The following is a 26,980-nucleotide window of genomic DNA, read 5'->3' as shown; positions in this document are numbered from 1 at the left end:
TACGCTCGGTTATATGGACGATGGCATTCTGGTCGAGGCGTTGCGGGCACGCGATCCCGGCGCGCTCGCGGCCCTCTATGACACGTATGCCGAAGGGGTCTACCGATACTGCCGCGCGATGCTGGGCAGCCCCGACGGCGCCCAGGTCGCGTTGCGCGACACCTTCGTCGCGGCCGAGGCCCTCGTGGGCTCGCTCGCCGATCCGGCCAAATTCCGGCCCTGGCTCTACGCCCTCGCGCGCGGAGAGTGCCTGCGCCGCCTGATTCCCGGCGAGCCCACGCCCGTCGACACCGGACCGCTTCCCGTCATGACGCCGCCGCAGGCCGATCACGGCGACGCCGACCTGCGGGGTGTGGCGTGGAGCGCCGTCATGGGTCTCGAGCCGCGCGACCGCGAGCTCCTGGAACTGGCGACCAGGCACGGGTTGTCCGCAGCCGAGGTCGCGGCCGTACTCGGCACGGGGGAGCGGTACGCCGAAGGGCTGCGAGAGGCCGCGGTGGCGCGGCTCCGCGACGCCGTCACCGCCGAGATCCTCGCCAGGCAGGAACCGCGCGGCTGCCACCGCCTGGCCGGCATCCTCGCCGGCTTCGGCGGCGACCTCCCGCGAGAGATGCGCGACCGGGTGACCCGGCATCGCGCGCGGTGCGAGATGTGCTCACGCCGGGGGATCAAGCAGATCTCGGCGGCGAAGGTCTTCGCCCTGCTACCCGAGATCACTCTGCCCGGCGCCCTGCGCGTTCGCGTGCTGAGCTGCTTCATCGACCCCGAACTCGTGCCGTACCGGCGGTTCGTCGCGCGCAGGATCGGCCCGCTGGACATCTCCGGGTTCCCCCGCTCCGGGATCAGAGGCGAGGGCAGGGTGGCCCAGGCGATCGCCGGCACGGTGGCCGCCGCCGCCGCGGTGGCCGCGATCGTGCTGGTGCTCGCGCAGGTGGTCGGGGCCCCGGAGGAGAGGATCACGACCATAACGGCGGGCCGGGGGCCCGTGCCCAGCGCGACCCCGGCGGTCGTGGCGCCCACGGCGACGGAGAGCCCGACGCCGGGCAGGACGCCCACGGTCATCATGCCGGTGGCGGAGGAGGAGCCCATCGACACTCTCGGGCCGCGCAAGCTGGTCGCGGCCGTCCCTGGGATGACGAGGCCGCAACCGACCCCCCGTCCCCTGCCCGCGCCGACATGGTCCAGGCCGCCGGGGCCGCCCTGGCCGCACCAGCCGCCCACCCGGCCCACCACCCCCGCGCCGCCGACATCGACGCCGACGCCCACTCCGACGCAGACTCCGACGGCCCCGCCTACTTCCGGGCCTACCTCCGGGCCCACTTCTGGGCCGACCGATCCACCCGTGTCGCCCTCGCCGCCGGCCGAGCCGCCGACCTCCCATCCCCGGCCGCCGCACGAGCACCAGCACGGGCCCGGTCATCCCCGGCCGCACCGTGAGCGGCCCTGTCCGCCCACCCCGACGCCACGGCCGAGCGCGGAACCCACCACCGGGACGCAGCCCGAAAGGGAGCACACCTCGGGTACGCGGCCCAGGCCCGAGCGCCGAGCGGAGCCGCGTCCCGAGCCTCGAAGGGAGCATGCCTCGGGTACGCGTCCCCGGCCGGAGCGCCGTGCGGAGCCGCGTCCCGAGCCCGCTCCTGAGAGGGAGCACACCGCCGCTCCGCGGCCCAGGCCGGAGCCTGGGCGTGAGCACACCGCGGGTGCTCGTCCCAGGCCCGAGCGTCGCGCCGAACCGCGTCCCGAGTCGCCGCACCCGGCCCCACCGGCGCCGGCCCCCTCGATCGAGCCCGCCGCACGACCGGAGTCGCCGTCGGAGTGACAGACACCATGGCCGGCCGTCGGGGGCTCCGAAGAGCCAGTTTGTCCACTTGACGGCCGGTTCGACCGGGCCCGCTTCCCCGGGGCGACGGCCGACCCCTTTACGCCACATGCCGGGCGATCTACCCCATATCCAAATTACTTTCCGTGTCTTAGATGTGTACGGAGAGTAACGGGTGGGAACTGAGGTGTGTGGAATTAGGGAAGGGGTAGCATGCCACTCCTCAGAGCGTCGGGCCTGGTCGCAGGCTTGGGTTCAGGACTCGTCCTGACCCTTGGCTGTCCGGCCGCGGCGGATCCGAGACCCTCGGCGCATGATGTCGCCGAGGCCCGGCAGCAGGCTCAGGACCGAGCACATCAGCTGGGTAAGGCCGAGGACGACCTGGCCGCGGCGCAGGCCCGGCAGGATGGTCTCGCGGCGGACGCGGAGCGTCTCGTCGAGGCGTACAACGGTGAACTCGTCCGGCTCGACCAGGCGCGGACCCGGTACGAGCAGGCGACCGGTCGGCTTCAGCAGGCCGCGGGCCAATATCAGCAAGCCCGCTCCGCCGCGGCGGCGGACGCCGCGCGCTCCTACAGAGACCTGGTCGCCTTTCAGCCAGCCACCGCGATGTTGTCCGCCTCCGGCGGTTTCAGCGCCTACTTGCAGCGGGCCAGTGTGCTCAGCCACCTCGGCAGCGAGCGCGCCGCGACGCTGCAGCAACTGCGCGACGCCCAGGAGGTCTTCGGGATCCTGCGCAGCCAGGCCGCCGAGGCATATGAGGCGCGGAAGAACACGGCCGAGGAGGTGCGGGTGGCGAAGGACGCCGCCCGCGTGTCCGTCGACCAGCAGGTCCAGGAGACCGAGAAGATCAGAGAGCAGAAGATCGCGATCGCGAGACGGCTCGACGCCGCCAGGTCGCGGGTCGAGCGTCTGCGCAGCGCACGTGCCCAGGCGCAGCGTTCGCAGATGGGGCTGCGCGCCGGCCTGACCATACCGGGCTGGGCGGGATCGCTGGCCTCGGGCAGAGGCGGTCGCGCGGCGCACTGGGCGCTCAAGCAACTCGGCAAGCCGTACGTCTGGGCGGCCGACGGGCCGTCGAGCTTCGACTGCTCCGGCCTGACCATGCGGGCCTGGCAGCGGGCGGGCATCTCGCTCGACCACTGGACGGGAACGCAGTGGAGTTCCGGACCGCATGTGCCGATCAGGAGTCTGCGCAGCGGCGACCTCGTGTTCTACGGCCGCCTGAGCAGCTATCCGGGCACGATTCACCACGTCGGGATCTACATCGGTCGCGGGCTGATGGTCCACGCCCCCCAGACGGGGGACGTGGTCCGCATCTCGAGCATCTGGCGTCGTGACCTTGTGGGGGCGACCCGGCCGAGATGACGCCGCGCGACCGAGATCACGACTTCGGGCGGCGTGGCGCTCCGGTGTCCGGTGAGCGGTTCAGTGCTCCGAACCCGGGTCCTGCTGCTCCTCGTGGTGGTGCTCTTCCGCGAGGGCCCGCTTGGCCGAGGCCACGATCTCGGCCTCCGCCTCGGTGCGGCCCACCCAGTTCGCGCCCTCGACCGACTTGCCGGGCTCCAGGTCCTTGTAGACCTCGAAGAAGTGCTGGATCTCCAGCCGGTCGAACTCCGCGACGTGGTGGATGTCGCGGATATGCTCCATGCGGGGGTCCGTGGCGGGGACGCAGAGAACCTTGTCGTCTCCGCCCTTCTCGTCCGTCATCCGGAACATGCCGACCGCGCGGCACTTGATCAGGCACCCGGGGAAGGTCGGCTCCTGGAGAAGCACCAGGGCGTCGAGCGGGTCACCATCCTCACCCAGCGTGTTCTCGATGAACCCGTAGTCGGCGGGGTACTGAGTCGACGTGAAGAGCATGCGGTCAAGGCGGATACGGCCGGTCTTGTGGTCGACCTCGTATTTGTTCCGTTGCCCCTTGGGAATCTCCACGACAACGTCGAACTCCACTGCGGTTCCTCCGCTCGCGCCCCCGGAATCCCGGGCTGGCGTTAATGTCTCGTATGCGTTTTATGGCTGGGGCGAATTGAGGTCTCGTGGTGCGACGTGAGCGATGGGTGGCGCTGGCCACACTCGCCCTGCTGCAGATCTTCGTCGTCGTCGCGGGCAGCTACCTGCTCACCCATGACACCGCCGAGGGTCCGGTATCCATCGCGTCCCCGAAACCGACCCCGACCCCTCTCGTCACCGCGGGTCCGGTGCTGGCCGCGGCGGGGGACGGGGCGCTCCCCGCCAAGGGTACTTTGAGCTCCACCCTCGCCGAAGCGCTGGGTGACCCGGGACTCGGGAAGAACGTCGGCGGCGTCGTGCTCGACGCGAAGACCGGCGCGATGCTCTTCGACGGCCGCGCGACGACCCCGGTCACACCCGCCTCGACGACCAAGGTGGTCACCGCCACCGCCGTGCTCGCCTCCGTCGGCGCCGACGCACGGCTGGCCACCACCGTGGTCATGGGCAAGTCCGCGAACTCGATCACGCTCGTCGGCGGAGGGGACCCCACCCTGGCCGGGCCCAGGACGGCGGCGGACATGAAGAAATCGAAGGGGGACCCCTACCCCAAGCCCGCCTCGCTCAACCAGCTCGCGTCCCGTACGGCCAAGGCGCTCAAGGCCGCGAAGATCACCTCGGTCGAGCTGTCGTACGACGCGTCGCTGTTCGCCGGGCCGATGACCGGTCCGGGGTGGAAGCCGAACTACGTGCCGGAGGGCACCGTGGCTCCGGTCGCGGCGCTGACCATCGACGAGGGGCGGTCGCTCGCCGGGCCGCGGGTCTCAGATCCGCCGCTCGCCGCCGCCCAGGCCTTCGCCGCCCAGCTCAGGAAGAACGGCATCGAGGTCGACGCACAGATCACCGCGGCCAAGGCGCCGGCCGGCGCCACGGAACTGGCCAGGGTCGAGTCCGCGCCCATCTACGCGCTGGTCGAGAAGATGCTGACCGAGAGCGACAACGACCTCGCGGAGGCCCTCTCCCGCCAGGTCGCCATCAAGGAGGGGCAGCCGCACACGTTCGTGGGAGAGGCCAAGGCGGTCCACCAGGTTCTGCGGCGCCTCAACGTGGACAAGGGGATCGAGGTGCACGACGGCAGCGGCCTGTCCACCAGGAACCGCATCACACCGGCCGCGCTCGCGAGCCTGATCGCCGCGGCGGCCTCCCCGTCGAACCCCGACTTGCACTCCCTGATCAGCGGACTGCCCGTCGCGGGCTTCACCGGCACCCTGGACAACCGGTACGGCAGGAGCGACTCCAGGCCCGGCGCCGGATTGGTCCGCGCGAAGACGGGCACGCTCACCGGCGTGAACACGCTCGCAGGCATCACCTACACCGCCGGTGGACGACTGGTGTCCTTCGCGTTCATGGCCGACAAGGTGACCGACCCCGGTGCGGCCGTCGCAGCCCTGGACAAAATGGCCACGATCGTCGCGCAGAGCTGATGGTGCCTGTTCATCCCACCCGCCGTCCGAGGTGCTCCTCGCGCGGCGGGAACGAGGAGAACGTACGGTGGTGGGTATGCAGGTGATCGACTGGGATCTGGCCGTAGCGACCGGTGTGCGCCTGGTGCGCCCCGGCCCGCAGGTGACCCGAGAGGAGGCCAGGCAGGCCGTCGCCGATCTGAGGACGCTCTCGCGCGAAGCCGAAGGGCACGTGCGTGAGTTCACCGGGATCGACTCCGCCCCGCCGGAGGAGGCCACCGTCGTCGACCGGCCGGGCTGGATCCGGGCCAACGTCGACGGGTTCCGCGTGGTCCTCGAGCCGCTGACCGACAAGATGTCGAGCATGCCGCCGATCGTCAGCGCGGTCGGCTCGCGGATCACCGGTGTCGAGGTGGGCGCGGTCCTGGCGTTCCTGGCGTCCCGCGTTCTCGGGCAGTACGAGCTGTTCCTGCCGCCGGACCCGTCGGGCAACGCGCCGACCGGCCGCCTGACCCTGGTCGCGCCCAACATCGTCCACGCCGAGCGCGAACTCGGGGTCTCCCCCCGGGACTTCCGCCTGTGGGTCTGCCTGCACGAGGAGACGCACCGCGTCCAGTTCACCGGCGTCCCCTGGTTGCGGGAGTACGTCCGGGGCCAGATGACCGAGTTCCTCCTCGCGTCCGACATGGACCTCATGACCCTGCTGGAGCGGCTGCGCGCGGCCTCCGACGCGGTGGCCGACGCGTTCAAGGGGGGCGAGGGCAACCTGATCGAGGCCATCCAGACCCCTGAGCAGAAGGCCGTGCTCGACCGGGTGACGGCCGTGATGACCCTGGTCGAGGGGCACGGGGACTACGTCATGGACGCCGTGGGGCCGTCCGTCGTGCCGTCGGTCGCCGACATCCGGGCCAAGTTCCAGCGCCGCAGGGAGGGCGGATCCCGGATCGACCAGCTCATCAGGCGCTTCCTGGGCATCGAGCTCAAGATGAAGCAGTACGCCGAGGGCTCCCGGTTCGTCCGCACCGTCGTCGACGAGGCGGGAATGGCCGGGTTCAACAAGGTCTGGACGTCCCCGGAGACCCTCCCGGACCGGGACGAGATCGCCGACCCCCGGGCGTGGATGAACCGGGTGCTCGGCACCCGCGCCGTAGAACCCGGCCCTGCCTGACCTCCCCTTTGGGCATGATCATGCACCTCGGGGTGTGATCATGCACCCTGGGGTGTGATCAGGCAGCCCTGTGGGTGTGATCATGCATAAGTTCGCGATCAGGCGAGGTGACCTGCGCCGACCCCGCTCGTGATCATGCGCAGATTCGTGATCAAGCGGGTCCACCTGCGTGGACGCGTTCCGTGATCATGCACGAGTGGACACAATGGGCCTATGGGCCCACATCCCGCCGTCGCCGACGTCCGCCGTGCCGTACGGCTGTCGCTCGGGGACCTTGCGCCCGGCGAACTGGTGCTGGTCGCCTGCAGCGGCGGCGCGGATTCGCTCGCCCTCGCGGCGGCGCTGGGGTTCACCGCGCCGCGGATGGGCCTCAAGGCCGGGCTCGTGACCGTCGACCACGGCCTCCAGGACGGTTCGGCCGCCCGCGCCCTCGATGTCGTACGGCTCGCGCCCTCGCTGGACCTCGAGCCCGCCGAGGCGCTGACGGTCACCGTGGGCAGGGCCGGGGGGCCCGAGGCGGCGGCCAGGGACGCCCGTTATGAGGCTCTCGCGGAGGCCGCGCACCGGCTCGGCGCCGCGACCGTGCTCCTGGGCCACACGATGAACGATCAGGCCGAGACCGTGCTTCTGCGGCTCGCGCGGGGCAGCGGCAGCCGATCCCTGTCCGGGATGCCCGAGGTCGCCGGCATCTATCGCCGGCCGCTGCTGGGCCTGAGCCGTACGAGGACTCGGGAGGCCTGTGCCGCCCTGGGTCTGCGGCCGTGGGACGACCCGCACAACGTCGACCCCGCCTACACCAGGGTCAGGGTGCGGCACGACGTGCTCCCGGTGCTCGAGACGGCGCTGGGTCCCGGAGTGGCCGAGGCCCTCGCCCGTACGGCACGGCTGTGCCGGGACGACGCGGACGCCCTCGACGCGTGGGCCGACGCGGTCTACGAGGCGTCGGCCGGTCCCGACGGGAGTCTGAAGGTGTCCGCGCTGGAGGAGGTGCCGGCGGCGGTGCGGCGGCGGGTGATCCGGCGGGCGGCGGTGTCGGCCGGCGCGTCCGCCTCAGGCCTGGGCGCGGTCCACATCGAGGAGGTGGAGCGCCTGGTCACCGAATGGCGAGGCCAGAAGGCCGTTCACCTACCCGGGGGGGTGGGCGCCGCCCGGCGCTATGGGACGCTGATATTCGCCATAGACAACCTCTCGTAAGGAAAACCCCTGGTGGACGCAGCCGACATGGGCCAGGACCTCTCGAGTGTCCTGATTCCAGAAGAAGATCTCCAAGCCAAGATCAAGGAGCTGGCGGGGAAGATCGACGCAGACTATGCCGGGAAGGACCTGCTGATAGTCGGCGTGCTCAAGGGCGCCGTCATGGTCATGGCCGACCTTGCCCGGGCCTTACACGTGCCGGTGCACATGGACTGGATGGCCGTTTCGTCCTATGGAGCGGGCACCAAGTCGTCCGGCGTGGTGCGGGTGCTCAAGGACCTCGACACCGACATCGCCGGGCGGCACGTGCTGGTCGTGGAGGACATCATCGACTCCGGGCTTACGTTGTCGTGGCTCATGAACAACTTGAAGTCGCGGAACCCGGCATCGGTTGAAATCTGCACTCTTCTCCGCAAACCGGACGCGGTAAAGGTGCCCATCGAGGTGCGATACGTCGGCTTTGACATCCCGAACGAGTTCGTGATCGGGTTCGGCCTCGATTATGACGAGCGATACCGTAACTTGCCCTTCATCGGGACGCTCGCTCCTCATGTCTACGGCGGGGAGTAAGCCCTAAGCGAAGTGCCCTTCCAGTCCGGCGTTATTCGCTCCCAGGTAGGGGAACACGGGAACGGCTGACGTACGTTGGAAGGGCAAGCCGGAATCGCACGGGCAGTTACCGCCTGAGGCGGCCCGGTGTACCTTCGGAGATCCATGGGGAGCCAGTAGGTTACCTGTGGGTAGTCAGAAGGAGCGGCAAGGGATGCCGCGACCCCGGGTCTTCCCGGGGCCAGGCCTTGGTCAGGAAGGGACGGGCCCGCCGGGGTTCCGCAACGGATGGATCTCAAGCGATTTACACGTGGGCCACTGCTGTGGATCCTGGGCATCGTCGTGCTGCTCCTGCTCGTCACCACGATGTTCAACGGTGGCGGCAACTACACGACTGCGGACACGTCCACCGTCGTCCAGCAGATCACGCAGGGCAATGTCAAGAACGCGACGGTCGTCGACAAGGACCAGCGCGTCGAGCTCACCCTGAACAAGCCGATCGAGGTCGCCGGCAAGTCGACCGACCGCATCCAGGCGCCGTGGGTCGAAGGTCAGGGCGTCAAGCTGACCGACGCACTGACGGCGGCCAACCCGCCCAAGGGGTGGACGGCCGAGGTGCCCAGGGAGAACTTCCTGGTCAGCCTGCTGGTGAGCTTCCTGCCGATCATCATCATCGTCCTGATCTTCCTGTTCATCATGAACCAGATGCAGGGCGGCGGCTCCCGGGTGATGAACTTCGGCAAGTCCCGCGCGAAGCTGATCACCAAGGACACGCCCAAGACGACGTTCGCCGATGTAGCGGGTGCTGACGAGGCCATCGAGGAGCTTCAGGAGATCAAGGAGTTCCTCCAGGCTCCGGCGAAGTTCCAGGCCATCGGCGCCAAGATCCCCAAGGGCGTCCTTCTTTACGGCCCACCCGGAACCGGTAAGACGCTGCTCGCCCGGGCGGTCGCCGGTGAGGCGGGTGTGCCCTTCTACTCGATCTCCGGCTCCGACTTCGTCGAGATGTTCGTGGGTGTCGGCGCCTCCCGCGTCCGCGACCTGTTCGAGCAGGCCAAGGCGAACGCTCCGGCGATCATCTTCATCGACGAGATCGACGCCGTCGGCCGCCACCGCGGCGCCGGCCTCGGCGGCGGTCACGACGAGCGTGAGCAGACGCTGAACCAGCTGCTCGTCGAGATGGACGGATTCGACGTGAAGGGCGGCGTGATCCTCATCGCCGCCACCAACCGTCCCGACATCCTCGACCCCGCCCTGCTGCGTCCCGGCCGCTTCGACCGTCAGGTCGTGATCGACCGGCCCGACCTCGAGGGCCGCAAGGGCATCCTGCGGGTCCACGGCCGCGGCAAGCCGTTCGCCACGGACGTCGACCTCGACGTGATCGCCCGCCGTACGCCTGGCTTCACCGGCGCCGACCTGGCCAACGTGATCAACGAGGCGGCGCTGCTGACCGCCCGTCAGGACCAGAAGCTCATCACGATGGGCACGCTCGAGGAGTCCATCGACCGAGTGATGGCCGGTCCCGAGCGCAAGTCGCGCGTCATGTCGGACCAGGAGAAGAAGATCATCGCCTACCACGAGGGCGGACACGCCCTGGTGGCCCACGCGCTGCCCAACTCCGACCCGGTCCACAAGATCACGATCCTGTCCCGCGGCCGCGCGCTCGGTTACACGATGACGCTGCCGATGGAGGACAAGTTCCTGGCGACCCGGTCCGAGATGATGGACCAGCTCGCGATGCTGCTCGGCGGTCGCACCGCGGAGGAGCTCGTCTTCCACGAGCCCACCACCGGCGCGTCCAACGACATCGAGAAGGCGACCTCGATCGCCCGCCGCATGACCACCGAGTACGGCATGAGCGAGAAGCTCGGCGCCCGTAAGTTCGGCAGCGGCAACGGCGAGGTCTTCCTCGGCCGCGAGATGGGCCACGAGCGCGACTACTCCGAGCAGATCGCCTCCACGATCGACGAGGAGGTCCGCCGCCTCATCGAGACGGCGCACGACCAGGCGTGGGAGATCCTCGTCCAGTACCGCGACGTGCTGGACAACCTGGTCCTCGAACTCATGGAGAAGGAGACGCTCTCCCGCGAGCAGGTCCTGCAGATCTTCTCGCCGGTCGTGACCAAGGAGAAGCGCCCCTCGTACGCCGGTTACGGCAAGCGACTCCCGTCCGACCGTCCTCCGGTGATCACGCCGAAGGAGCGGGCGAACGGCAACGGGGCCGCGCTGCCCGCCGGCAGCCCGGCCACCTACGCGCAGGACCAGGCGACGACCCAGCGGGACGAGGCCTGACAGTGGTGCCACCAGTTCCGCAGTTCGACCACGACCGGATCGAGAAGGCCGTTCGCGAGATCCTTTCTGCGATCGGCGAAGATCCTGACCGGGACGGACTGCGGGACACCCCCGCCCGCGTGGCCCGTGCCTACGCGGAACAGTTCGCCGGTCTCGGTCAGACGCCGGAGGACGCGCTGACCACGATGTTCGACGCCGACCACGACGAGATGGTGCTGGTGAAGGACATCGAGGTCATGTCCACCTGCGAGCACCACCTCCTTCCCTTCCACGGCGTCGCGCACATCGGCTACACGCCCAACGAGAAGGGGCAGATCACCGGCTTATCCAAGCTGGCCAGGCTGGTGGACGTGTACGCCCGCCGCCCCCAGGTCCAGGAGCGGATGACGTCGCAGATCGCCGACGCCCTGATGCGGGTGCTCGAGCCTCGCGGGGCGATCGTGGTCATCGAGGCCGAGCACATGTGCATGACGATGCGCGGCGTCCGCAAGCCGGGAGCCAAGACGATCACCTCGGCCGTCAGGGGTGACTTCCGCTCGAGTGAGGCGACGCGCGCCGAGGCGATGTCGCTGATCCTCCGCGGCTGACCGCGGCGGGGACCCGATTCGTTATGGCGGTGGGCGCACCCATGCGACTGATCGCGACCTGGCAGCACCTAGGCTTGGTTGCGAGCGAAGCGAGTGGGCCTTCCGACACCGAGGCCACGGTCATTCGCCGACGAGCCGCGGGCGAGGAGGGAGAATGACCACACGACACGTGCGCGGCCTGCCCGCGCCCGGGCGTTGCCTGGTCATGGGCGTGGTCAATGTGACACCTGACTCGTTCTCCGACGGCGGCCAGTGGTTCGACGTGGACACCGCGATCAGGCACGGCGTCGACCTCGTCAAGGAGGGCGCCGACATCGTCGACGTGGGCGGAGAGTCGACCCGCCCCGGCGCCGTCCGGGTCTCGCTCGAGGAGGAGCTCCGCAGGGTCGAGCCCGTGATCCGCACCCTCACTGAGGAGGGCGTGACGGTCAGCGTCGACACCATGCGCGCGGAGGTCGCCGAGGCGGCCGTCGAGGCCGGGGCGAAGCTGGTCAACGACGTCAGCGGTGGCCTGGCCGACCCGGTGATGCCGCGTGTGGTGGCCGCGACCGGTGTGCCGTATGTGGTGATGCACTGGCGCGGGCACAGCCGTGACATGGACAGCCGGGCCATCTACGCCGACGTGGTGACCGAGGTGGGCGAGGAGCTGCGCAAGCGGGTCGACTCGGTGCTCGCCGAGGGGGTCCGCGAGGAGCAGATCGTCCTTGATCCTGGTCTGGGTTTCTCCAAGCAGGCCGAGCACAACTGGGCTCTTCTCGCCGGCATCGGCACACTGGACGAGCTGGGTTACCCTCTGATCATCGGCGCGTCCAGGAAACGATTCCTCGGCCGCCTGTTGCCGGACGCCGACGGCACGCCCAGGCCGTTCAGCCGTAGTGACGACGCGACCCTCGCCGTCACCGCGCTGGCCGCCCAGGCCGGTGCCTGGTGCGTCCGGGTGCATCACGTCGCGGCCAACGCCGACGCCGTGCGCGTGGCCGCCGCCTGGACGGCGGCCGGCGATGGACATGCCGACAAAGGACGCGGATGAAGGACATCGAGGAGCTCAACGAGGCGTTCTACAACGCGATCGAGAGCGCCGACCTCGACAAGATGTCGGAAATATGGGTGGAGGACGTCGCCGACCGGGTCGCGATGTGCGTCCACCCCGGCTGGCCGATGCTCAGCGGCCGCTCCGAGGTGCTCAGGTCGTGGGCGCTGATCATGGCGAACACGCCGTACATCCAGTTCGTGCTCACCGACGTCCAGACCACGGTCGTGGGCGACGTCGCCATCGTCACGTGCGCGGAGAACATCCTCACGGCGGCCGACACCGAGGAGCCGGGTTTCGCCGCGGGCCGGGTGGTGGCCACCAACACGTTCCTGCGGACACCGGCGGGCTGGCGGCTCTGGCTGCACCACGGATCGCCCGTGCTCCAGGGTGACGACGACGAGGAAGACGAATCGTGAGCGTGCCGACCGGCCGTGGGGCCCAGATGGACAGCGTGCGCCTCAGCGGGCTCAGGGCGCGTGGACGGCACGGCTGCCTTCCGGCGGAGCGGGAGCTCGGCCAGGAGTTCGTCGTGGACGTGACCCTGTTCCTCGACACGGCTCCCGCCGCCGCCGGCGACGACCTGACCAAGACCGTGGACTACGGCACGCTGGCCCTCCAGCTCGTCCGCACGGTTGAGGGCGAGCCGGTCAACCTGATCGAGACTCTCGCCGACCGGCTGGCCTCGGTCTGTCTCGCCTATGACCTGGTCGACGAGGTGGAGGTCAGCGTGCACAAGCCGGCGGCGCCCATCCCGCTGCCGTTCGGCGACGTGGTGGTGACCATCAGAAGGGCTCGCGGATGAGGGTCGTCCTGTCGCTCGGCAGCAACATCGGCCGCCGGGCCGACTACCTCCAGGGCGCGCTGGACGCTCTCTTCGACGCCCCCGGGCTTACGTTCGTGGCGGTTTCGCCTGTCTACGAGACGGATCCGGTGGGCGGTCCCGATCAAGACGCCTACCTGAACGCCGTCGTGATCGCGGAAAGCACGCTGGCTCCGCACGCGCTTCTCGACCGGGCCAACAGCATCGAGAACGCCTTCGGCCGTGAACGGCTGGAACGCTGGGGACCGAGGACGCTCGACGTCGACCTGATCATGGTTGGCGGCGTGGTGTCCGACGATCCGGCGCTCACCCTCCCGCATCCCCGGGCACACGAGAGGGCATTCGTGCTGATCCCCTGGGCACAGGCCGACCCCGCGGCGGATCTGCCGGGGCACGGGCCCGTCTCCGAGTTGCTCGCCGGCCTCGACCACACCGGTGTGCGGCTTCGCACCGACCTCCCCCTCGAACCCCCTGCCTGACGAGGAGCCCTGCGTGAAGCCCAGCAATCCCGGCGTACTCGTGGGCCTGATCGTCGTGTTCGCCCTGGCCACCTGGGGAGTACTGCAGGAGCTCTATTCGGAGATTCCGACGGTTCCGTGGACGGCCATCCCCACTTTGCTGCTCCTCGCGATCGGCGAGGCGTACACGGGCTGGCTGACGCGTGCCAGGATCCTCCGCAAGCCGGACACCAAGCCGGTCGAACCGCTGGCGGTCGCCCGGCTGGCGGCGCTGGCGAAGGCGACGGCCTACGCGGGGGCGATCTTCGGCGGGATCTTCGCCGGGTTCGTCCTGCGCGTGCTCGACCTGCTCGACCTGCCGAAGCCGCGTCAGGACGTGTTCGTCGCCGGCGGCTCCTTCGTCGCCTGCGTGGCCCTGATCTGCGCCGCGCTCTTCCTCGAGTACTGCTGCCGGGTGCCCGGCAAGCCCGAGGACGAGGAGTGACGTCGGCCTACTTGTCGATGTCGCCGACGACGAAGAACATCGAGCCCAGGATCGCCACCATGTCGGCGACCAGGTTGCCGGGCAGCAGTTCGCGCAGGACCTGAATGTTGTTGAAGGACGCGCTGCGCAGTTTGAGCCGCCAGGGCGTCTTCTCTCCCCGCGACACGAGGTAGTAGCCGTTGAGGCCGAGAGGGCTCTCCGTCCAGGCGTAGGTGTGGCCCTCGGGAGCCTTCAGGATCTTGGGCAGCCGCTGGTTGATCGGCCCCGGGGGCAGGTGCCGCAACCGTTCGACGCACGCGTCGGCGAGGTCGAGCGAGACCTTGAGCTGCTCGAGGAGCACCTGGAAGCGGGCGTTGCAGTCGCCGGCAGAGCGGGTCACGACCTTGACCGGCAGCTCGCCGTACGCCAGATAGGGTTCGTCGCGCCGCAGGTCGAAGTCGACTCCCGAGGCCCGGGCGATCGGGCCGCTCACGCCGTACTGCATGATCGTTTCCCGGTCGAGCACGCCGACGCCCCTGGTCCTGGCCAGGAAGATCTCGTTTCCCGCGATCAGCCCCTCGATGTCGGGCAGGCGGCGGCGTACGTCGGCGACGGCCACGGACACCCGGTCGAGCCAGCCGTGCGGAAGCTCCTCCTTGAGGCCCCCCACGCGGTTGAACATGTAGTGCATGCGGCCGCCGGAGATCTCCTCCATGACGTGCTGCAGGGTCTCCCGCTCACGGAAGGCGTAGAAGAGTGGGGTGATCGCGCCCAGTTCCAGGGGGTAGGAGCCGAGGAACATCAGGTGGTTGAGCACCCGGTTGAGCTCCGCGAGCAGGGTGCGCGCCCAGACCGCACGCTGCGGCACCTCCATCCCGAGCATGCGCTCCACCGCGATCACGACGCCGAGCTCGTTCGCGAACGCCGACAGCCAGTCGTGCCGGTTGGCCAGCACGATGATCTGCCGGTAGTCGCGCACCTCGAAGAGCTTCTCCGCGCCCCTGTGCATGTAGCCGATGATCGGCTCGGCCGTCACGATCCGCTCGCCGTCCAGCGTGAGCCGCAGCCGTAGCACGCCGTGGGTGGACGGGTGCTGCGGGCCGATGTTGAGGACCATGTCCTCGGTGGCCAGCTCCCTCCCCTGGACGGCGCCCGCGCCCGCGCCGACGCCGACGACGCGTTCCCGGAGGGTGCTCTCGGGCTCTTCCGTCATACGGCCCATGCTCCCACGCCGGTACGGCCTCGCGAAGGGCGTGAACCCCCGCGAAGCCGTACGAACATGAACACGTCAGGCCTTGGCCAGGCTCCGGAGCGCCTCGAGCAGGCGATCGACGTGCTCCTCGGTCGAGCCGATGCCGATCGAGGCGCGCACCGCGCTCGCCGTGTCGTCGTCGCAGCCGCCGTCCGCGGTGCCGAGAAGGTGGCGGACGAACGGGTGGGCGCAGAACTTGCCGTCCCTGACGCCGATGCCGTGCTCCGACGACAGGAACTCGGCCACGTCCCGCGCGGAGCGGCCGTCGACCACGAAGGACAGGATGCCCACCCGAGGATGGTCGGGACCCCACAGGGAGAGCTCCCGCACGCCCGGGATCCCGGCGATCCCCTCGCGCAGGCGGGCCACGAGCCGCTCCTCCTCGCGCACGAGATCCGTCCATCCGGTGGCGCTCAGGGCGTCGCAGGCGGCGGCGAGGGCGATCGCGCCCAGCACGTTCGGGGTGCCGGCCTCGTGCCTGGCCTCGGGATCGTCGCTCCACTCCACGACGTCCGCGACGGACTTCACCGCGCCGCCGCCCTGCAGGTACGGCAGGGCCTGCGTGAGCCAGTCCGCCCGGCCGACGAGGGCGCCCGCGCCGAAGGGGGCGTAGAGCTTGTGCCCGGAGAAGGCGACGTAGTCGAGGTCGAGCGCCGTCAGGTTGAGCCGCCGGTGGGGGACGAGTTGCGCGGCGTCCACCGCGATCCTTGCGCCGTGGCGGTGGGCGATGTGGGCAAGACCCGCGATCGGCCACAGTTCGCCGGTCACGTTCGACGCCGCCGTGACGACGAGCAGTGCGGGGCCGTCGATCTGCGACAGTGCCTCGTCGGCGGCCCGGATCGCCTCGCCGGGGAAGGCCGGAGGCGCCAGCCGTACGACCTGGGACCAGGGGAGAAGCGAGGCGTGGTGCTCGGAGTCGAAGACCACGACGGTGGCGTCCTCGGGCAGGACGCGGGCGAGCAGGTTCATCGCGTCCGTCGTGTTGCGGGTGAAGACCAGCGCGTCGTCGGGACGGGCGCCCACGAAGGCCTTGACCGTGTGCCTGGCCTGCTCGTACCGGGCGGTGGTGAGCTGGGAGGCGTAGCCGGCGCCCCGGTGGACGCTGGAGTAGGCCGGGAGCGCGGCGGCGACCGCGGCGTTCACGGCCTCCAGACAGGGCGCGCTCGCCGCGTAGTCGAGATTCGCGTACGGCACGAGCCGGCCGCCCTTGACGGGCACCTCGAGGTCGGAGCCGAGCACGGCGGGGCTGGAGACGTCCCGGGCCGGGGTGGTGACGCTGGGCTCAGAGGAAGCAGAACGGCTCAGAACGGACAAAGTAGACAACGCCGGACTCCTTGAGGTCATGGGACCCCGACGACGGCGTCGAACGGCGGAGCCCGCGCTTGTCCGGCACACCTCGTGACGGACCTGGTCTTCACCCGGGGCACCCCGCCGCGGACGCGAGGGTTGCCGGCCAGCGAGCCGGGGCTTGGCGCTGGCACTCATGACCTGACGTGGACTATAACCGACCGCCCCCGGCTGTCCGCAAATCCCCAGGTGAAGCAAGGCCTTGGGGATAAATCGGGCGGCGACCCGGTGCGCCGCACGACGGGGATCCGTATGGTGGCTTTGTGAAGTTCGATCCTTGGAATCCCCAGTTCGTGGCTCATCCGTACGACGCCTACCGCGATCTGCGGGACAACGAGCCGGTCAGCTTCTTCGAGCCGACAGGGCAGTGGCTGGTCGCCCGGCACGCCGACGTCAACGCGCTGCTGCGCGACCGGCGGCTCGGCCGGTCCTACCTGCACGTCGCCTCGCACGAGGCCTTCGGCCGCGAGCCCGAGCCCGCCTTCCAGGAGCCGTTCTGGCGGGTGACCCGCACCGGGATGCTCGACGTGGAGCCCCCCGTCCACACCCGGCTGCGCCGCCTGGTGTCCAAGGCGTTCACGCCGCGGATGGTGGAGGCCCTGCGCCCCCGCGTCCGCCGGATCGCGACCGACCTGGTCCAGGCGTTCGTCGAACGCGGTGGCGGAGACCTCATCGCGGAGGTGGCCGAACCGCTGCCGGTCACCGTGATCGCCGAGATGCTCGGCGTGCCGGAGTCCGACCGGCACCTGCTGCGGCCCTGGTCGGCCGACATCTGCAAGATGTACGAGCTGAATCCGCCGATGGAGTCCCAGCTGGCGGCGGTGCAGGCCTCGGTGGAGTTCGGCGACTACCTGCGCGAGCTGGCCGGGAAACGACGACAGGAGCCCGGTGACGACCTCATCTCGGCGCTCGCCCAGGTCGTCGACGAAGGGGACAGGCTCACGGAGGACGAGCTGGTCGGGACCTGCGTGCTCCTGCTCAACGCCGGCCACGAGGCGACGGTCAACGTCACCGGCAACGGATGGTGGTCGCTGTTCCGCAACCCGGCCGAGCTGGACCGCCTGCGGGCCGACCCCGGCCTGCTGCCGACCGCGGTCGAGGAGCTCATGCGCTACGACACCCCGCTGCAGCTGTTCGAGCGGTGGGTGCTCGAGGACATCGAGGTCGGCGGCGTGCAGATCCCGAAGGGGGTCGAGGTCGCGCTGCTGTTCGGCTCGTCCAACCGGGATCCGGCCGTGTTCGACGACCCGGACCGGCTGGACGTCGGACGGGCGGAGAACCCGCACATCTCCTTCGGCGCGGGCATCCACTTCTGCCTGGGCGCGCCGCTGGCCCGGGTGGAGCTCATCGAGTCGTTCGGCGCGTTCCTGCGTGCCGCCCCCGGCCTGGAACTCGTGGAGGAGCCGGTCTGGAAGCCCGGTTACGTGATCCGTGGTCTCGAGGCGCTGAAGGTCACCGTCTAGCGTCTAATTCGTGGACTGGCTGAGCCAGCCGAACCCGCCGAGTCCGGAGGGATCGATGAGCTCGGCCTCCTCGGACGCCCTGCTCAACGCCCTGAGGTAGCCGGTCGGGTCGTGCCCCGCCAGCTCCAGTGACGGCCGTTCACCGCGTATCCCCAGCTCACGCAGGGCGTCCCGCTGCGTGGTCAGCGTCGTGGAGGCGGCCCCCGCCGCCTCGCCCGCGGCGGCGCACGCGTCCAGAGCCACGTGCGCCGTGATGTCACAGGTCCCGTCCGGTACGGCAGGCACGAGCGAACCGCCCCGATAGCCCGCCAGCGTCCCGAGGGGCGGTCGCCGGTCCCTGTTGTGCGCGTAGTCGACGGCGACCGCCGTGCCGCGCGAGAGCCGTACGAGCACCGAGGCCCAGGCCTCGTCGCGCGGACGGCCGATCTCGGCGCGGCAGCCCGTCGAGCACATGGGCCACCAGCGCTCCAGCCATTCGAGGTCGGCGGCGTCGGGCACGGGCCCGAGGCGTTCGTCGCCCGTCGCGGGATCCACCAGCACCAGCCGCGGACCTGACTGGGTCTGCTCGGCGACGTCGAGGGCGATGTTGTCCAGCCATTCGTTGGCGACGACCAGGCCCTCCACCGTGGCGGGCACGGAGGAGGCCCAGGCGATCCTCTCGTCGAGGTCCTCGGGGCGGCCGGACAGGTCGACGGCCGTCACGCGCAGCCGTACGGCCAGGTCGGGCGGGGCGGCGGCGAGGATCCGGGCGGCCAGCAGGCCGTCGCCGCTGCCGACGTCGACGAAGTCGATCATCGGGGGCCGGCCGAGCGCCGCGTCGACCCGGCAGGTCAGTTCCAGCAGGGCCCGGGCGAAGGACGGCGACGCGTGCACCGATGTCCGGAAGTGCTGGTCAGGCCGTTCGCGCCGGTAGAAGCCGTCGTCGCCGTAGAGCGCCTCCTGAATGGCGTCGCGCCACGTGACCCACACGACACCCCACGTTATCGGTCTCCGGCGTATGACGAAATGCGTACTCGCCGCCCGACATAGTCACATCACAAAAGGGACAAAATTCGACCGTTGGGTCCAGGCCAGGCAGGCGGGCGGTCGCCGCTACCCTGGGCGAGGGGAGGCGTCATGGACACTAGTGACCGCCCGGGGCGGCTCGCCGTGGGAGTGCTCGGCGCGGGACGCGTCGGCTCGGTTCTGGGAGCCGCGCTCGCGCTCGCGGGCCACCGCGTGGTGGCCGCCAGCGGGGTATCCGACGCGTCGCACCGGCGCGCCGTCGAGCGGCTGTCCGTGGAGCTGACCAGGCCGGACGACGTGATCACCCGGTCCGATCTGGTGCTGCTCACCGTTCCTGACGACGTCCTTCCCGGACTGGTCGCCGGTCTGGCGGCCACCGGCGCCGACCTGCGGGGCAAGCTCCTCGTGCACGCCAGCGGGGCCTACGGCCTGGACGTCCTCGGCCCGGCGACGGATCTCGGCGCGCTTCCCCTGGCCCTGCATCCGGTGATGACGTTCACGGGCAGGGACGACGATCTCGTCAGGCTCAACGGGTGTTCGTTCGGCGTCACCGCGCCCGCCACGTTGCGGCCGGTGGCCGAAGCCCTGGTGATCGAGATGGGCGGCGAGCCGGTGTGGATCGCCGACCAGGACCGCGCCCTCTATCACGCGGCGATCGCCGGAGCGGCCAACCACATGGTCACGCTGATCGCGGAGTCGCAGGAACTGCTCGGCCGGATCGGGGTCGAGCATCCCGGCCGGCTCCTCGGCCCGCTGCTCGGAGCCGCGCTCGACAACGTGCTGCGCCTCGGCATCGCCGGACTGACCGGCCCCGTGGTGCGCGGCGACGCGGGCACCGTGCGCAAGCATGTGGACGCGCTCATCCTGGCCGCACCCGAGGCGGCCGACGCGTACGTGGCTCTCGCCAGGCTCACCGCGGACCGGGCGCTGGCCGCCGGGCTGCTGAAGCCCGAGGCCGCCGAACGCCTGTTGGACGCACTGGGAGGGAACATATGGACGTGATCGTCGCAGGCGATCGCGCGGATCTGGTCAAGGCCAAGTACACGCTCGGTGCGGGCAGGCTGGCGCTGGTGCCGACGATGGGCGCGCTCCATGAGGGGCACCGGTCGCTGATCCGGCTCGCTCGGGAGCATGCCGAGCACGTCGCGGTCAGCATCTTCGTCAATCCCCTCCAGTTCGGGCCGAGCGATGATTTTTCCCGTTATCCACGGACTTTTGATGCCGATCTGGAGGTGTGCGCGGAGGAGGGCGTCGGTGTGGTCTTCGCGCCCTCGGCCGAGGAGATGTACCTCCCGGACCGGCAGGTCGCCATCTCCTCCGGTGTGATGGGCACGGTCGTCGAGGGCGCCTTCCGGCCGGGCCATTTCGACGGCGTCCTGACCGTGGTCCTGAAGTTGCTGAACCTGGTCCAGCCCGACGTCGCGGTCTTCGGGCAGAAGGATGCCCAGCAACTGGCGATCATCCGTCGCATGGTGGCCGACCTGGACGTCCCCGTCTCGATCATCGGCGCGCCAACCGTGCGGGAGCCCGACGGCCTGGCCCTGTCGAGCCGCAACCGCTACCTGTCGGCGCGGGAGCGGACGACCGCGCTGTCCCTCTCGCAGGCGCTCGCGGCCGGGGCGGCCGAGGCCGTGCCGTCCCGGGTTCTGGCGGCCGCGAAAGCCGTCCTGGAGGGCGCCACGCGCCTGGATCCGCCCCTGCTGCTGGATTATGTGGAACTGGTCGATCCCCAGACCTTCCAGCCGGTGGACGACACCCACCGGGGTGAGGCGCTCTTGGTCGTCGCCGCCAAGGTAGGCACCACCCGCCTGATCGACAACACCCGAATCCCGTGACGGCCTTTCTTGGCGTGATCATGCACAGATTCGGTGATGGCTGCCCCGGCCTGCCCTTTCCCTCGTCGTGATCATGTACAGGTTCGGCCACATGTGGGCTGACCTCGACGTACTCCGTTCGTGATCATGCACGAAATCGTCACGGCATGGGCTGAGCTGGGCGTACCGGCTCGGTGATCATGCACTCCGGCGCCTTCTGCCCGCATGGCGATGCGCCCTGCCGTACAGGGGGCGGCGTGGGACCAACCCTGCTGCCGCCGGTCACCCGTTCTGGTCGGGCCAAGGCGTTCATGCGTACATGCCGTCGCCTGGTGGGGTAACGCGGGGCGGGGCGGCTGGGGAGTCGGTTCCCTGCATGATCGCGGATGGTAAAGACGCAGGTCGGCGCATGCGTCGCCGAATCTGTGCATGATCGCGAAAGGGAATAGGCCAGGTCGCGGGGTCCGCTCCCGAACCTGTGCATGATCACGGCGAGGGAAAGGGCGGGCCGGGGCGGCCATCTCCGAACCTGTGCATGATCACCCATTCGGTTAAGCGCGACCACCCTCAATCGGGCGGTGCATGATCACCTCAAGTAAGGGGGTGGGGTGGGGAGGAAACGGGGAAAGGGGGGCGTTATCGTCATAGTGACGAAAGGGGAACCCCCTCATGGTGGCGATACCGAGGAAGCTGACGGCACCCGCTCCCGGATGGAGCGTCGACGCCGACGTCGTCGTGGTCGGGTCGGGCATCGCCGGCCTGACGGCGGCCCTGACCTACACCGAGCTCGCCCCCGAGGCGCGGGTCCTCGTCGTCACCAAGGACGTGCTGTCCGCCGGGTCCACGCGCTGGGCACAGGGCGGGATCGCGGCGGTGCTCGACCCCGAGGACACCCCCGACGAGCACCTCAACGACACGCTCATCGCCGGTGTCGGCCTGTGCGACGAGGAGGCCGTGCGGATCCTGGTCACCGAGGGCCCGGACGCGCTGAAGCGGCTCATCGGTCACGGGGCCCGCTTCGACCGGGACGTCGACGGCGAGCTCCAGCTCACCCGTGAGGGCGGCCATCGCCGCAATCGAATCGTCCATGCGGGCGGTGACGCCACGGGAGCGGAGGTGCAGCGCGCCCTCATCCAGGCCGTCCTCGCCGAGCCGCGGATCGAGGTCATCGAGCACGCCCTCGTCCTCGACCTCATCCAGGACGGAAGCGGCCGCGCGCGCGGGGTGACCCTGCACGTCATGGGCGAAGGCGCCCGGGACGGCGTGGGGGCCGCGAACGCCCGGGCCGTCGTGCTGGCCAGTGGCGGCATGGGGCAGATCTACGCCGCCACGACCAACCCCGTCGTGTCCACCGGAGACGGCGTGGCGCTCGCCCTGCGCGCGGGCGCGGTCGTCCGCGATATCGAATTCGTCCAGTTCCACCCCACGGTCCTCTGGCTCGGCGAAGGCTCGACGGGCCAGCAGCCCCTGGTGTCCGAGGCGGTGCGCGGAGAGGGCGCGGTCCTCGTTGACGCGAACGGCGACCGGTTCATGCAGGACGTCCACGAGCTGGCCGACCTCGCGCCCCGCGACGTCGTGGCCAAGGCGATCACCCGGAAGATGCACGAAACCGGCGCCGACCACGTCTACCTGGACGCCCGGGACTTCGGTGAAGACAAGTGGCGCACGAGGTTCCCGACGATCCTCGCGGTCTGCCGCGAGCACGGCATCGACCCGGTCACGCAGCCGATCCCGGTCGCCCCGGCGGCTCACTACGCCAGCGGCGGCGTCCGCACCGACCTGTACGGAAGGACCAGCGTCCCCGGCTTCTACGCGTGTGGCGAGGTGGCCTGCACGGGCGTGCACGGCGCCAACCGGCTCGCCTCCAACTCCCTGCTCGAAGGTCTCGTCTTCGCTGAGCGCATCGCCTCCGACCTGGTCTCCCAGACGGAGAGCCTCGAGACGCCGGGCGTACAGGACAGGCCGGAGGGCCTGGTCGACCCTCGGGTCAGGACCAGGATCCAGAACCACATGAGCCGGGGGGCCGGGGTGCTCCGCAGCGACGAGAGCCTCACCGAGGTCGCCCGTGCGCTCGAGAACGCCCGCTGGACCCCGGTCGCCGTCGAGCCCTGCACCGAGTCGTGGGAGGCCACGAACCTGCTCACGGTGGCGTCCGCCCTCGTGGCGGCGGCCAGGGAGCGCCAGGAGACCCGCGGCGCCCACTGGCGTGAGGACCACCCGGACCGCGACGACGACCGCTGGCGGCTGCACATCGACATCTCCCTTGGAACGGAAGGACTGCTCATGCGACACCAGGCCCACGACATCGACGCCGAGCTGACCGGCCTCGGCATCGAGCCCGCCCGGCTCTCCCACCTGGTGTCGACGGCGCTCGACGAGGACCTCGCCGGCGGCCTGGACGTGACGTCGGCCGCCACCATCCCCGCGGACCAGACCGCGGTGGCCGACCTGGTCGCCCGTAAGGAGGGCGTGGTCGCCGGTCTCGCGGTCGCCGAGGCGGTCTTCCGCCAGGCGGACACGGAGATCGTCGTCGAGCGCCGGGTCAAGGACGGCGACCGGATCGGCGCCGGAGACGTCCTGATGACCGTCCACGGCCGCACGAGAGATCTGCTCACCATGGAGCGGACCGCGCTGAACTTCCTCACCCATCTGTCGGGCGTCGCCACCGCCACCAGCCGGTGGGTCGACGCGGTCTCGGGGACGAAGGCCCGCATACGGGACACCCGCAAGACGCTGCCGGGCCTGCGGGCGCTGGAGAAGTACGCGGTGCACTGCGGCGGGGGCGTCAACCACCGGATGGGTCTCCACGACGCCGCCCTCATCAAGGACAACCACGTGGTCGCCGCGGGCGGCGTCGCCGAGGCGTTCCGTGCCGTACGGCAGGCCTTCCCCGGCATCCCGATCGAGGTCGAGGTGGACCGGATCGACCAGATCGAGCCAGTCCTGGCCGAGGGCGCCGAGGAGATCCTGCTCGACAACTTCACGGTGGAGCAGCTCGCCGAGGCCGTACGGCTGGTCGGAGGGCGGGCGCGCCTGGAGTCGAGCGGCGGCCTGACCCTCGACAACGCCCGGGCCGTGGCCGAGACCGGAGTGGACTATCTGGCGGTCGGAGCACTCACTCACTCGGTGTCGGCGCTGGACATCGGTCTGGATCTTCGTGGTGCATAATCGGGGAATGCTGCTCACCATCGACGTCAGCAACACCCACACGGTGCTTGGCCTGTTCGAGGGTGAAGAGGTCATCGAGCACTGGCGGATAGCCACCGACTCCCGCCGCACCGCCGACGAGATCGCCGTGGTGCTGCAGGGGTTGCTGAGCCAGTCGCCGATCCTCAAGGACGCGGACATCAGCGGCATCGCCATCTGCTCGACCGTCCCCTCGGTCCTGAACGAGATGCGTGAGATGTCCCGCCGCTACTACGGCGACGTGACGGCGGTCGTAGTCGAGCCGGGCGTCCGCACGGGCGTGCCCGTCCGGATGGACAACCCCAAGGAGGTCGGCAGCGACCGCATCGTCAACGCCCTCGCCGCCGCCACCCTGTACGGCGGGCCGTGCGTGATCGTCGACTTCGGCACGGCGACGTCGTTCGACGCCGTCTCCGCCCGCGGGGAGTACATCGGGGCGGTCACGGCCCCCGGTCTGGAGATCTCGGTTGACGCCCTGGCCACGGCGGGGGCGCAGTTGCACAAGGTCGAGCTGATCCGCCCGCGCTCGGTGATCGCGAAGAACACCGTGGAGGCCCTTCAGTCGGGCATCGTGTACGGCTTCGCGGGGCTGGTCGACGGGATCGTCGAGCGCATGACGGCGGAGTTGTCCGACGATCCCGACGACGTCACCGTGGTGGCCACCGGCTCGGGTGCCCCCCTCGTCGTCAGCGAGGCCCGCACCATCGACGTGCACGAGCCCTGGCTCACCTTGATCGGCCTGCGCCTGGTCTACACGCGGAACACTGCCTGAAGCACTGTCCGGCGTGCGGGACCATAGAAGGCAGGAACCCCTGAGAGAGGACTGCCGTGATGGACGCCGACTGGGTGGCGCGTTTCGCCGATGAGGTCATCGCCGAGGCCGAACGGCGCGCGCCGGGCAAAGCCATCGTCTGCGCGTCCGGCCTCAGCCCTTCCGGGCCGATCCACCTGGGCAACCTGCGCGAGGTCATGACCCCGCACCTGGTCGCCGACGAGATCAGGCGGCGCGGGCACGAGTGCGTCCACATCGTGTCGTGGGACGACTTCGACCGGTTCCGCAAGGTCCCGGCGGACGTCGACCCCTCGTGGAGCGAGCACATCGGCAAGCCGCTGACCTCGGTGCCGGCCCCTCCCGGCAGCGCGTACGCGAACTGGGCCGAGCACTTCAAGGCCCCGATGGCCGCCGCCCTCGCCGAGATGGGCGTGGAGTTCCGCGGCATCAGCCAGACCGAGATGTACACCTCCGGTGCCTACCGCGAGCAGATCCTGCTCGCCATGCGCGAGCGGAGGAAGATCGACGCCATCCTCGGCCAGTACCGCACCAAGGCGAAGGCCAAGGCCAAGGACGACGACGAGGCGGCCGCGCTCGAGGGTTCGGGAGCGGCGGGGGAGGACGACGGCTCCGGAGCCGGCGGTTACTACCCGTACAAGCCGTACTGCTCGGTCTGCGACCGCGATCTGACCACGGTCACGTCCTACGACGACGAGACGACCGCTCTGTCGTACACCTGTGCGTGCGGCCACGCCGAGACCGTGATCCTCGCCGAGCACACCCGGGGCAAGCTGGTGTGGAAGGTCGACTGGCCGATGCGCTGGGCCTATGAGGGCGTGGTGTTCGAGCCGTCCGGGGTCGACCACACCTCGCCCGGGTCCTCCTTCGTCGTCGGCGGCCAGATCATCAGGGAGATCTTCGGCGGCGACCAGCCGATCGGCCCGATGTACGCGTTCGTCGGCATCAGCGGCATGGCCAAGATGAGCAGTTCCAAGGGCGGCGTGCCGACCCCGGCCGAGGCGCTTTCGATCATGGAACCCGCTCTGCTGCGCTGGCTGTACGCGCGGCGCAGGCCCAACCAGTCGTTCAAGGTCTCCTTCGACCAGGAGATCCAGCGGATGTACGACGAGTGGGACACCTTGTCGAGGAAGGTCGCCGACGGCACGGCCCTCCCGGCCGACCAGGCGTCCCACCGCCGTGCGGCGACCACGGCCGCGGTGACCCTTCCGGTGACTCCGCGGCCCCTGCCGTACCGGACGCTCGCCTCGGTGGCGGACATCACCGGGGGCGAGGAGGAGCAGACGCTGCGGATCCTCCGCGAGTTCGACCCCGAGATCGCCGGGCTGGACGAGTTGCGGCCGAGGCTCGACCGGGCCCAGCACTGGGTGACGACCTACGTCCCCGCGCAGGAGCGCACGCAGGTCCGCCGGGAGCCCGACACCGCGCTCCTCGCGACCCTGGGCGCGACAGAGCGCGAGTCGCTCAAACTGCTGTCCGACGGTCTCGACGAGCACTGGTCGCTCGACGGCCTGACCACGCTCGTGTACGGCGTGCCGAAGATCCAGTCCGGGCTCGACATGGGCGCCAAGGCGGCGACGCCCGAGCTGAAGGTCGCGCAGCGGGCGTTCTTCTCCCTGCTCTACCGGCTGCTGGTGGGGCGTGAGACCGGGCCGCGGCTGCCCACGCTGCTGCTCTCCGTGGGCCGGGATCGTGTACGCGCGCTGATCGATTCGTAGAGAACCGAACGGCCGAGCGGTCGCCGGAATTCGATCGGCCGAGCGGCCCGACGAATACCGGGAAACCGGGTGATGAAATTTCGGAAAACCGGGCGATGGGGACGGACCCGATCGCCCGGACCCGAATTGCGGGCCGACGAAATCACTGCACCATGTGAAGTGTCCGTAAAGCCGGAAAACATCCGGAATTTCATACTCATGGGGACACTGATACTGCCGTGACGACGCGTGCGCCCGAGCGCGGTTCTGCACAATGCCGTGCCTTGACGACCTTGTCTGGCGGCGTTTACCTTCCCTGAGGGTGGGCCGACCCAATCATCGTCGTGGGGGAGGGCGAGACGATGGGGCTTCCTGACGTCGTCACGAGAGGCGAGGGCCTCGCAGTGGATCTCGCTACGGATGTCGAGCGCGCCGGTCTCACCGATGAGGACCTGGTGCTCCTCGCGGAACTGGCCAAGGGGGTCACCGCGGATCGCGTGGGCCGCAGCCTGGATGTGAGCGGGCGTACGGTGCGGCGGCGGCTGCGCCACATCTGCGATCAGATCGGAGTGGCGACCGCGATCGAGGCGGTGGCCTGGGCCGCGCGCCGCAGGCTCATCTGACTCCGGA

General features: G+C 70.0%; 24 protein-coding genes and 1 riboswitch. Of the genes, 20 read left to right on the top strand and 4 right to left on the bottom strand.

Going from position 1 to position 26,980, the window contains the following annotated elements:
* Positions 1 to 13 precede the first annotated feature (13 nt).
* Both Pka01_RS33580 and Pka01_RS33575 read left to right on the top strand, forming a co-directional pair.
* Positions 14 to 1,819, top strand: a complete 1,806-nt coding sequence (locus tag Pka01_RS33580; protein WP_203886982.1) for an RNA polymerase sigma factor — start codon at positions 14 to 16, stop codon at positions 1,817 to 1,819.
* A gap of 213 nt (positions 1,820 to 2,032) precedes the next feature.
* Positions 2,033 to 3,187 carry a C40 family peptidase gene (locus tag Pka01_RS33575; protein ID WP_203886981.1) on the top strand — a complete coding sequence of 385 codons (1,155 nt, stop codon included), beginning with the start codon at positions 2,033 to 2,035 and terminating at the stop codon, positions 3,185 to 3,187.
* Between the two features lie 60 nt (positions 3,188 to 3,247).
* On the opposite strand, the gene Pka01_RS33570 is transcribed toward Pka01_RS33575, so the two are convergent.
* Positions 3,248 to 3,772, bottom strand: coding sequence for an inorganic diphosphatase (locus tag Pka01_RS33570; protein WP_203886980.1), 525 nt, complete (start codon positions 3,770 to 3,772; stop codon positions 3,248 to 3,250).
* 89 nt (positions 3,773 to 3,861) lie between these two features.
* Here Pka01_RS33570 and dacB point away from each other — a divergent pair, with 89 nt between their 5' ends.
* The 11 genes from dacB to Pka01_RS33515 all read left to right on the top strand — a co-directional run bounded on the left by dacB (position 3,862) and on the right by Pka01_RS33515 (position 13,817).
* Positions 3,862 to 5,253 (top strand): D-alanyl-D-alanine carboxypeptidase/D-alanyl-D-alanine endopeptidase, encoded by a 1,392-nt coding sequence (gene dacB / locus Pka01_RS33565; protein WP_203886979.1) that lies wholly within the window; start codon positions 3,862 to 3,864, stop codon positions 5,251 to 5,253.
* A 76-nt stretch (positions 5,254 to 5,329) separates the two neighbouring features.
* Positions 5,330 to 6,400 carry an Rv3626c family coenzyme F420 biosynthesis-associated protein gene (locus Pka01_RS33560; RefSeq protein WP_203886978.1) on the top strand — a complete coding sequence of 357 codons (1,071 nt, stop codon included), beginning with the start codon at positions 5,330 to 5,332 and terminating at the stop codon, positions 6,398 to 6,400.
* A gap of 213 nt (positions 6,401 to 6,613) precedes the next feature.
* On the top strand, positions 6,614 to 7,594 hold the full coding sequence (gene tilS, locus Pka01_RS33555) for a tRNA lysidine(34) synthetase TilS (RefSeq protein ID WP_203886977.1): 981 nt from the start codon (positions 6,614 to 6,616) through the stop codon (positions 7,592 to 7,594).
* Between the two features lie 12 nt (positions 7,595 to 7,606).
* Positions 7,607 to 8,164 carry a hypoxanthine phosphoribosyltransferase gene (hpt, locus tag Pka01_RS33550; protein ID WP_239115775.1) on the top strand — a complete coding sequence of 186 codons (558 nt, stop codon included), beginning with the start codon at positions 7,607 to 7,609 and terminating at the stop codon, positions 8,162 to 8,164.
* A 267-nt stretch (positions 8,165 to 8,431) separates the two neighbouring features.
* A complete protein-coding gene (gene ftsH / locus Pka01_RS33545) occupies positions 8,432 to 10,435 on the top strand; it encodes an ATP-dependent zinc metalloprotease FtsH (RefSeq protein WP_203886976.1) in 2,004 nt (667 codons plus the stop codon).
* Between the two features lie 5 nt (positions 10,436 to 10,440).
* Complete coding sequence (folE, locus tag Pka01_RS33540) at positions 10,441 to 11,022, top strand: GTP cyclohydrolase I FolE (protein ID WP_239115773.1); 582 nt, start codon at positions 10,441 to 10,443, stop codon at positions 11,020 to 11,022.
* Between the two features lie 154 nt (positions 11,023 to 11,176).
* Positions 11,177 to 12,052, top strand: coding sequence for a dihydropteroate synthase (gene folP, locus Pka01_RS33535; RefSeq protein ID WP_203886975.1), 876 nt, complete (start codon positions 11,177 to 11,179; stop codon positions 12,050 to 12,052).
* The gene (locus Pka01_RS33530) at positions 12,049 to 12,471 is read left to right on the top strand and encodes a nuclear transport factor 2 family protein (protein ID WP_203886974.1); all 423 of its coding nucleotides are present in this window, start codon (positions 12,049 to 12,051) and stop codon (positions 12,469 to 12,471) included. Before folP ends, Pka01_RS33530 begins: the two co-directional genes overlap by 4 nt.
* Before the next feature lie 26 nt (positions 12,472 to 12,497).
* Positions 12,498 to 12,857: a dihydroneopterin aldolase gene (gene folB, locus Pka01_RS33525; protein WP_203887014.1), complete on the top strand. Its 360-nt coding sequence runs from the start codon at positions 12,498 to 12,500 to the stop codon at positions 12,855 to 12,857.
* Positions 12,854 to 13,354, top strand: coding sequence for a 2-amino-4-hydroxy-6-hydroxymethyldihydropteridine diphosphokinase (folK, locus tag Pka01_RS33520; RefSeq protein ID WP_203886973.1), 501 nt, complete (start codon positions 12,854 to 12,856; stop codon positions 13,352 to 13,354). The genes folB and folK overlap by 4 nt, the downstream gene beginning before the upstream one ends.
* 13 nt (positions 13,355 to 13,367) lie before the next feature.
* Positions 13,368 to 13,817 carry a DUF3180 domain-containing protein gene (locus tag Pka01_RS33515; RefSeq protein ID WP_203886972.1) on the top strand — a complete coding sequence of 150 codons (450 nt, stop codon included), beginning with the start codon at positions 13,368 to 13,370 and terminating at the stop codon, positions 13,815 to 13,817.
* Positions 13,818 to 13,824: 7 nt separating this feature from the next.
* Here Pka01_RS33515 and Pka01_RS33510 read toward each other — a convergent pair whose 3' ends face one another.
* Both Pka01_RS33510 and Pka01_RS33505 read right to left on the bottom strand, forming a co-directional pair.
* Complete coding sequence (locus Pka01_RS33510; RefSeq protein ID WP_203886971.1) at positions 13,825 to 15,009, bottom strand: NADH-quinone oxidoreductase subunit D; 1,185 nt, start codon at positions 15,007 to 15,009, stop codon at positions 13,825 to 13,827.
* 75 nt (positions 15,010 to 15,084) lie between these two features.
* Positions 15,085 to 16,371, bottom strand: coding sequence for an aminotransferase class V-fold PLP-dependent enzyme (locus tag Pka01_RS33505; RefSeq protein WP_239115771.1), 1,287 nt, complete (start codon positions 16,369 to 16,371; stop codon positions 15,085 to 15,087).
* Between the two features lie 50 nt (positions 16,372 to 16,421).
* Positions 16,422 to 16,537: riboswitch (SAM riboswitch) on the bottom strand.
* A gap of 121 nt (positions 16,538 to 16,658) precedes the next feature.
* On the opposite strand from Pka01_RS33505, the gene Pka01_RS33500 reads away from it, so the two are divergent.
* Complete coding sequence (locus Pka01_RS33500; protein WP_203886969.1) at positions 16,659 to 17,858, top strand: cytochrome P450; 1,200 nt, start codon at positions 16,659 to 16,661, stop codon at positions 17,856 to 17,858.
* A 3-nt stretch (positions 17,859 to 17,861) separates the two neighbouring features.
* Here the strand turns inward: Pka01_RS33500 and Pka01_RS33495 are convergent, their stop codons facing one another.
* The gene (locus tag Pka01_RS33495; protein WP_203886968.1) at positions 17,862 to 18,827 is read right to left on the bottom strand and encodes an SAM-dependent methyltransferase; all 966 of its coding nucleotides are present in this window, start codon (positions 18,825 to 18,827) and stop codon (positions 17,862 to 17,864) included.
* 147 nt (positions 18,828 to 18,974) lie between these two features.
* Here Pka01_RS33495 and Pka01_RS33490 point away from each other — a divergent pair, with 147 nt between their 5' ends.
* The 6 genes from Pka01_RS33490 (at position 18,975) to Pka01_RS33465 (ending at position 26,973) form a co-directional block, all read left to right on the top strand.
* Complete coding sequence (locus tag Pka01_RS33490; RefSeq protein ID WP_203886967.1) at positions 18,975 to 19,865, top strand: Rossmann-like and DUF2520 domain-containing protein; 891 nt, start codon at positions 18,975 to 18,977, stop codon at positions 19,863 to 19,865.
* Positions 19,856 to 20,698: a pantoate--beta-alanine ligase gene (gene panC / locus Pka01_RS33485; protein ID WP_203886966.1), complete on the top strand. Its 843-nt coding sequence runs from the start codon at positions 19,856 to 19,858 to the stop codon at positions 20,696 to 20,698. The genes Pka01_RS33490 and panC overlap by 10 nt, the downstream gene beginning before the upstream one ends.
* 648 nt (positions 20,699 to 21,346) lie before the next feature.
* The gene (locus tag Pka01_RS33480) at positions 21,347 to 23,845 is read left to right on the top strand and encodes an L-aspartate oxidase (RefSeq protein WP_203886965.1); all 2,499 of its coding nucleotides are present in this window, start codon (positions 21,347 to 21,349) and stop codon (positions 23,843 to 23,845) included.
* Between the two features lie 7 nt (positions 23,846 to 23,852).
* Positions 23,853 to 24,635, top strand: a complete 783-nt coding sequence (locus tag Pka01_RS33475; RefSeq protein ID WP_203886964.1) for a type III pantothenate kinase — start codon at positions 23,853 to 23,855, stop codon at positions 24,633 to 24,635.
* Between the two features lie 59 nt (positions 24,636 to 24,694).
* Complete coding sequence (gene lysS, locus Pka01_RS33470; RefSeq protein ID WP_239115769.1) at positions 24,695 to 26,371, top strand: lysine--tRNA ligase; 1,677 nt, start codon at positions 24,695 to 24,697, stop codon at positions 26,369 to 26,371.
* Between the two features lie 341 nt (positions 26,372 to 26,712).
* Entirely contained in the window at positions 26,713 to 26,973 is a 261-nt protein-coding gene (locus Pka01_RS33465) for a helix-turn-helix domain-containing protein (protein ID WP_239115766.1), read from the top strand.
* Positions 26,974 to 26,980: the final 7 nt, after the last annotated feature.

The sequence above is a fragment of the Planotetraspora kaengkrachanensis genome (assembly GCF_016862895.1).
Taxonomy (GTDB): Bacteria; Actinomycetota; Actinomycetes; order Streptosporangiales; family Streptosporangiaceae; genus Planotetraspora; species Planotetraspora kaengkrachanensis.
The sequence above is the reverse complement of the archived record's forward strand: the minus strand, read 5'-3'. Positions and strand labels throughout refer to the sequence as shown.

Excerpts from the sequence above, each read along its gene's own strand:
- Pka01_RS33530 (WP_203886974.1), top strand. The coding sequence starts at position 12,049 with ATGAAGGACATCGAGGAGCTCAACGAGGCGTTCTACAACGCGATCGAG.
- panC (WP_203886966.1), top strand. The coding sequence starts at position 19,856 with ATGGACGTGATCGTCGCAGGCGATCGCGCGGATCTGGTCAAGGCCAAG.
- Pka01_RS33560 (WP_203886978.1), top strand. The coding sequence starts at position 5,330 with ATGCAGGTGATCGACTGGGATCTGGCCGTAGCGACCGGTGTGCGCCTG.
- Pka01_RS33510 (WP_203886971.1), bottom strand. The coding sequence starts at position 15,009 with ATGACGGAAGAGCCCGAGAGCACCCTCCGGGAACGCGTCGTCGGCGTC.
- Pka01_RS33580 (WP_203886982.1), top strand. The coding sequence starts at position 14 with ATGGACGATGGCATTCTGGTCGAGGCGTTGCGGGCACGCGATCCCGGC.
- Pka01_RS33465 (WP_239115766.1), top strand. The coding sequence starts at position 26,713 with ATGGGGCTTCCTGACGTCGTCACGAGAGGCGAGGGCCTCGCAGTGGAT.
- Pka01_RS33480 (WP_203886965.1), top strand. The coding sequence starts at position 21,347 with ATGGTGGCGATACCGAGGAAGCTGACGGCACCCGCTCCCGGATGGAGC.
- tilS (WP_203886977.1), top strand. The coding sequence starts at position 6,614 with ATGGGCCCACATCCCGCCGTCGCCGACGTCCGCCGTGCCGTACGGCTG.
- ftsH (WP_203886976.1), top strand. The coding sequence starts at position 8,432 with ATGGATCTCAAGCGATTTACACGTGGGCCACTGCTGTGGATCCTGGGC.
- Pka01_RS33475 (WP_203886964.1), top strand. The coding sequence starts at position 23,853 with ATGCTGCTCACCATCGACGTCAGCAACACCCACACGGTGCTTGGCCTG.
- lysS (WP_239115769.1), top strand. The coding sequence starts at position 24,695 with ATGGACGCCGACTGGGTGGCGCGTTTCGCCGATGAGGTCATCGCCGAG.
- Pka01_RS33490 (WP_203886967.1), top strand. The coding sequence starts at position 18,975 with ATGGACACTAGTGACCGCCCGGGGCGGCTCGCCGTGGGAGTGCTCGGC.
- Pka01_RS33575 (WP_203886981.1), top strand. The coding sequence starts at position 2,033 with ATGCCACTCCTCAGAGCGTCGGGCCTGGTCGCAGGCTTGGGTTCAGGA.
- folB (WP_203887014.1), top strand. The coding sequence starts at position 12,498 with ATGGACAGCGTGCGCCTCAGCGGGCTCAGGGCGCGTGGACGGCACGGC.
- folP (WP_203886975.1), top strand. The coding sequence starts at position 11,177 with ATGACCACACGACACGTGCGCGGCCTGCCCGCGCCCGGGCGTTGCCTG.
- folK (WP_203886973.1), top strand. The coding sequence starts at position 12,854 with ATGAGGGTCGTCCTGTCGCTCGGCAGCAACATCGGCCGCCGGGCCGAC.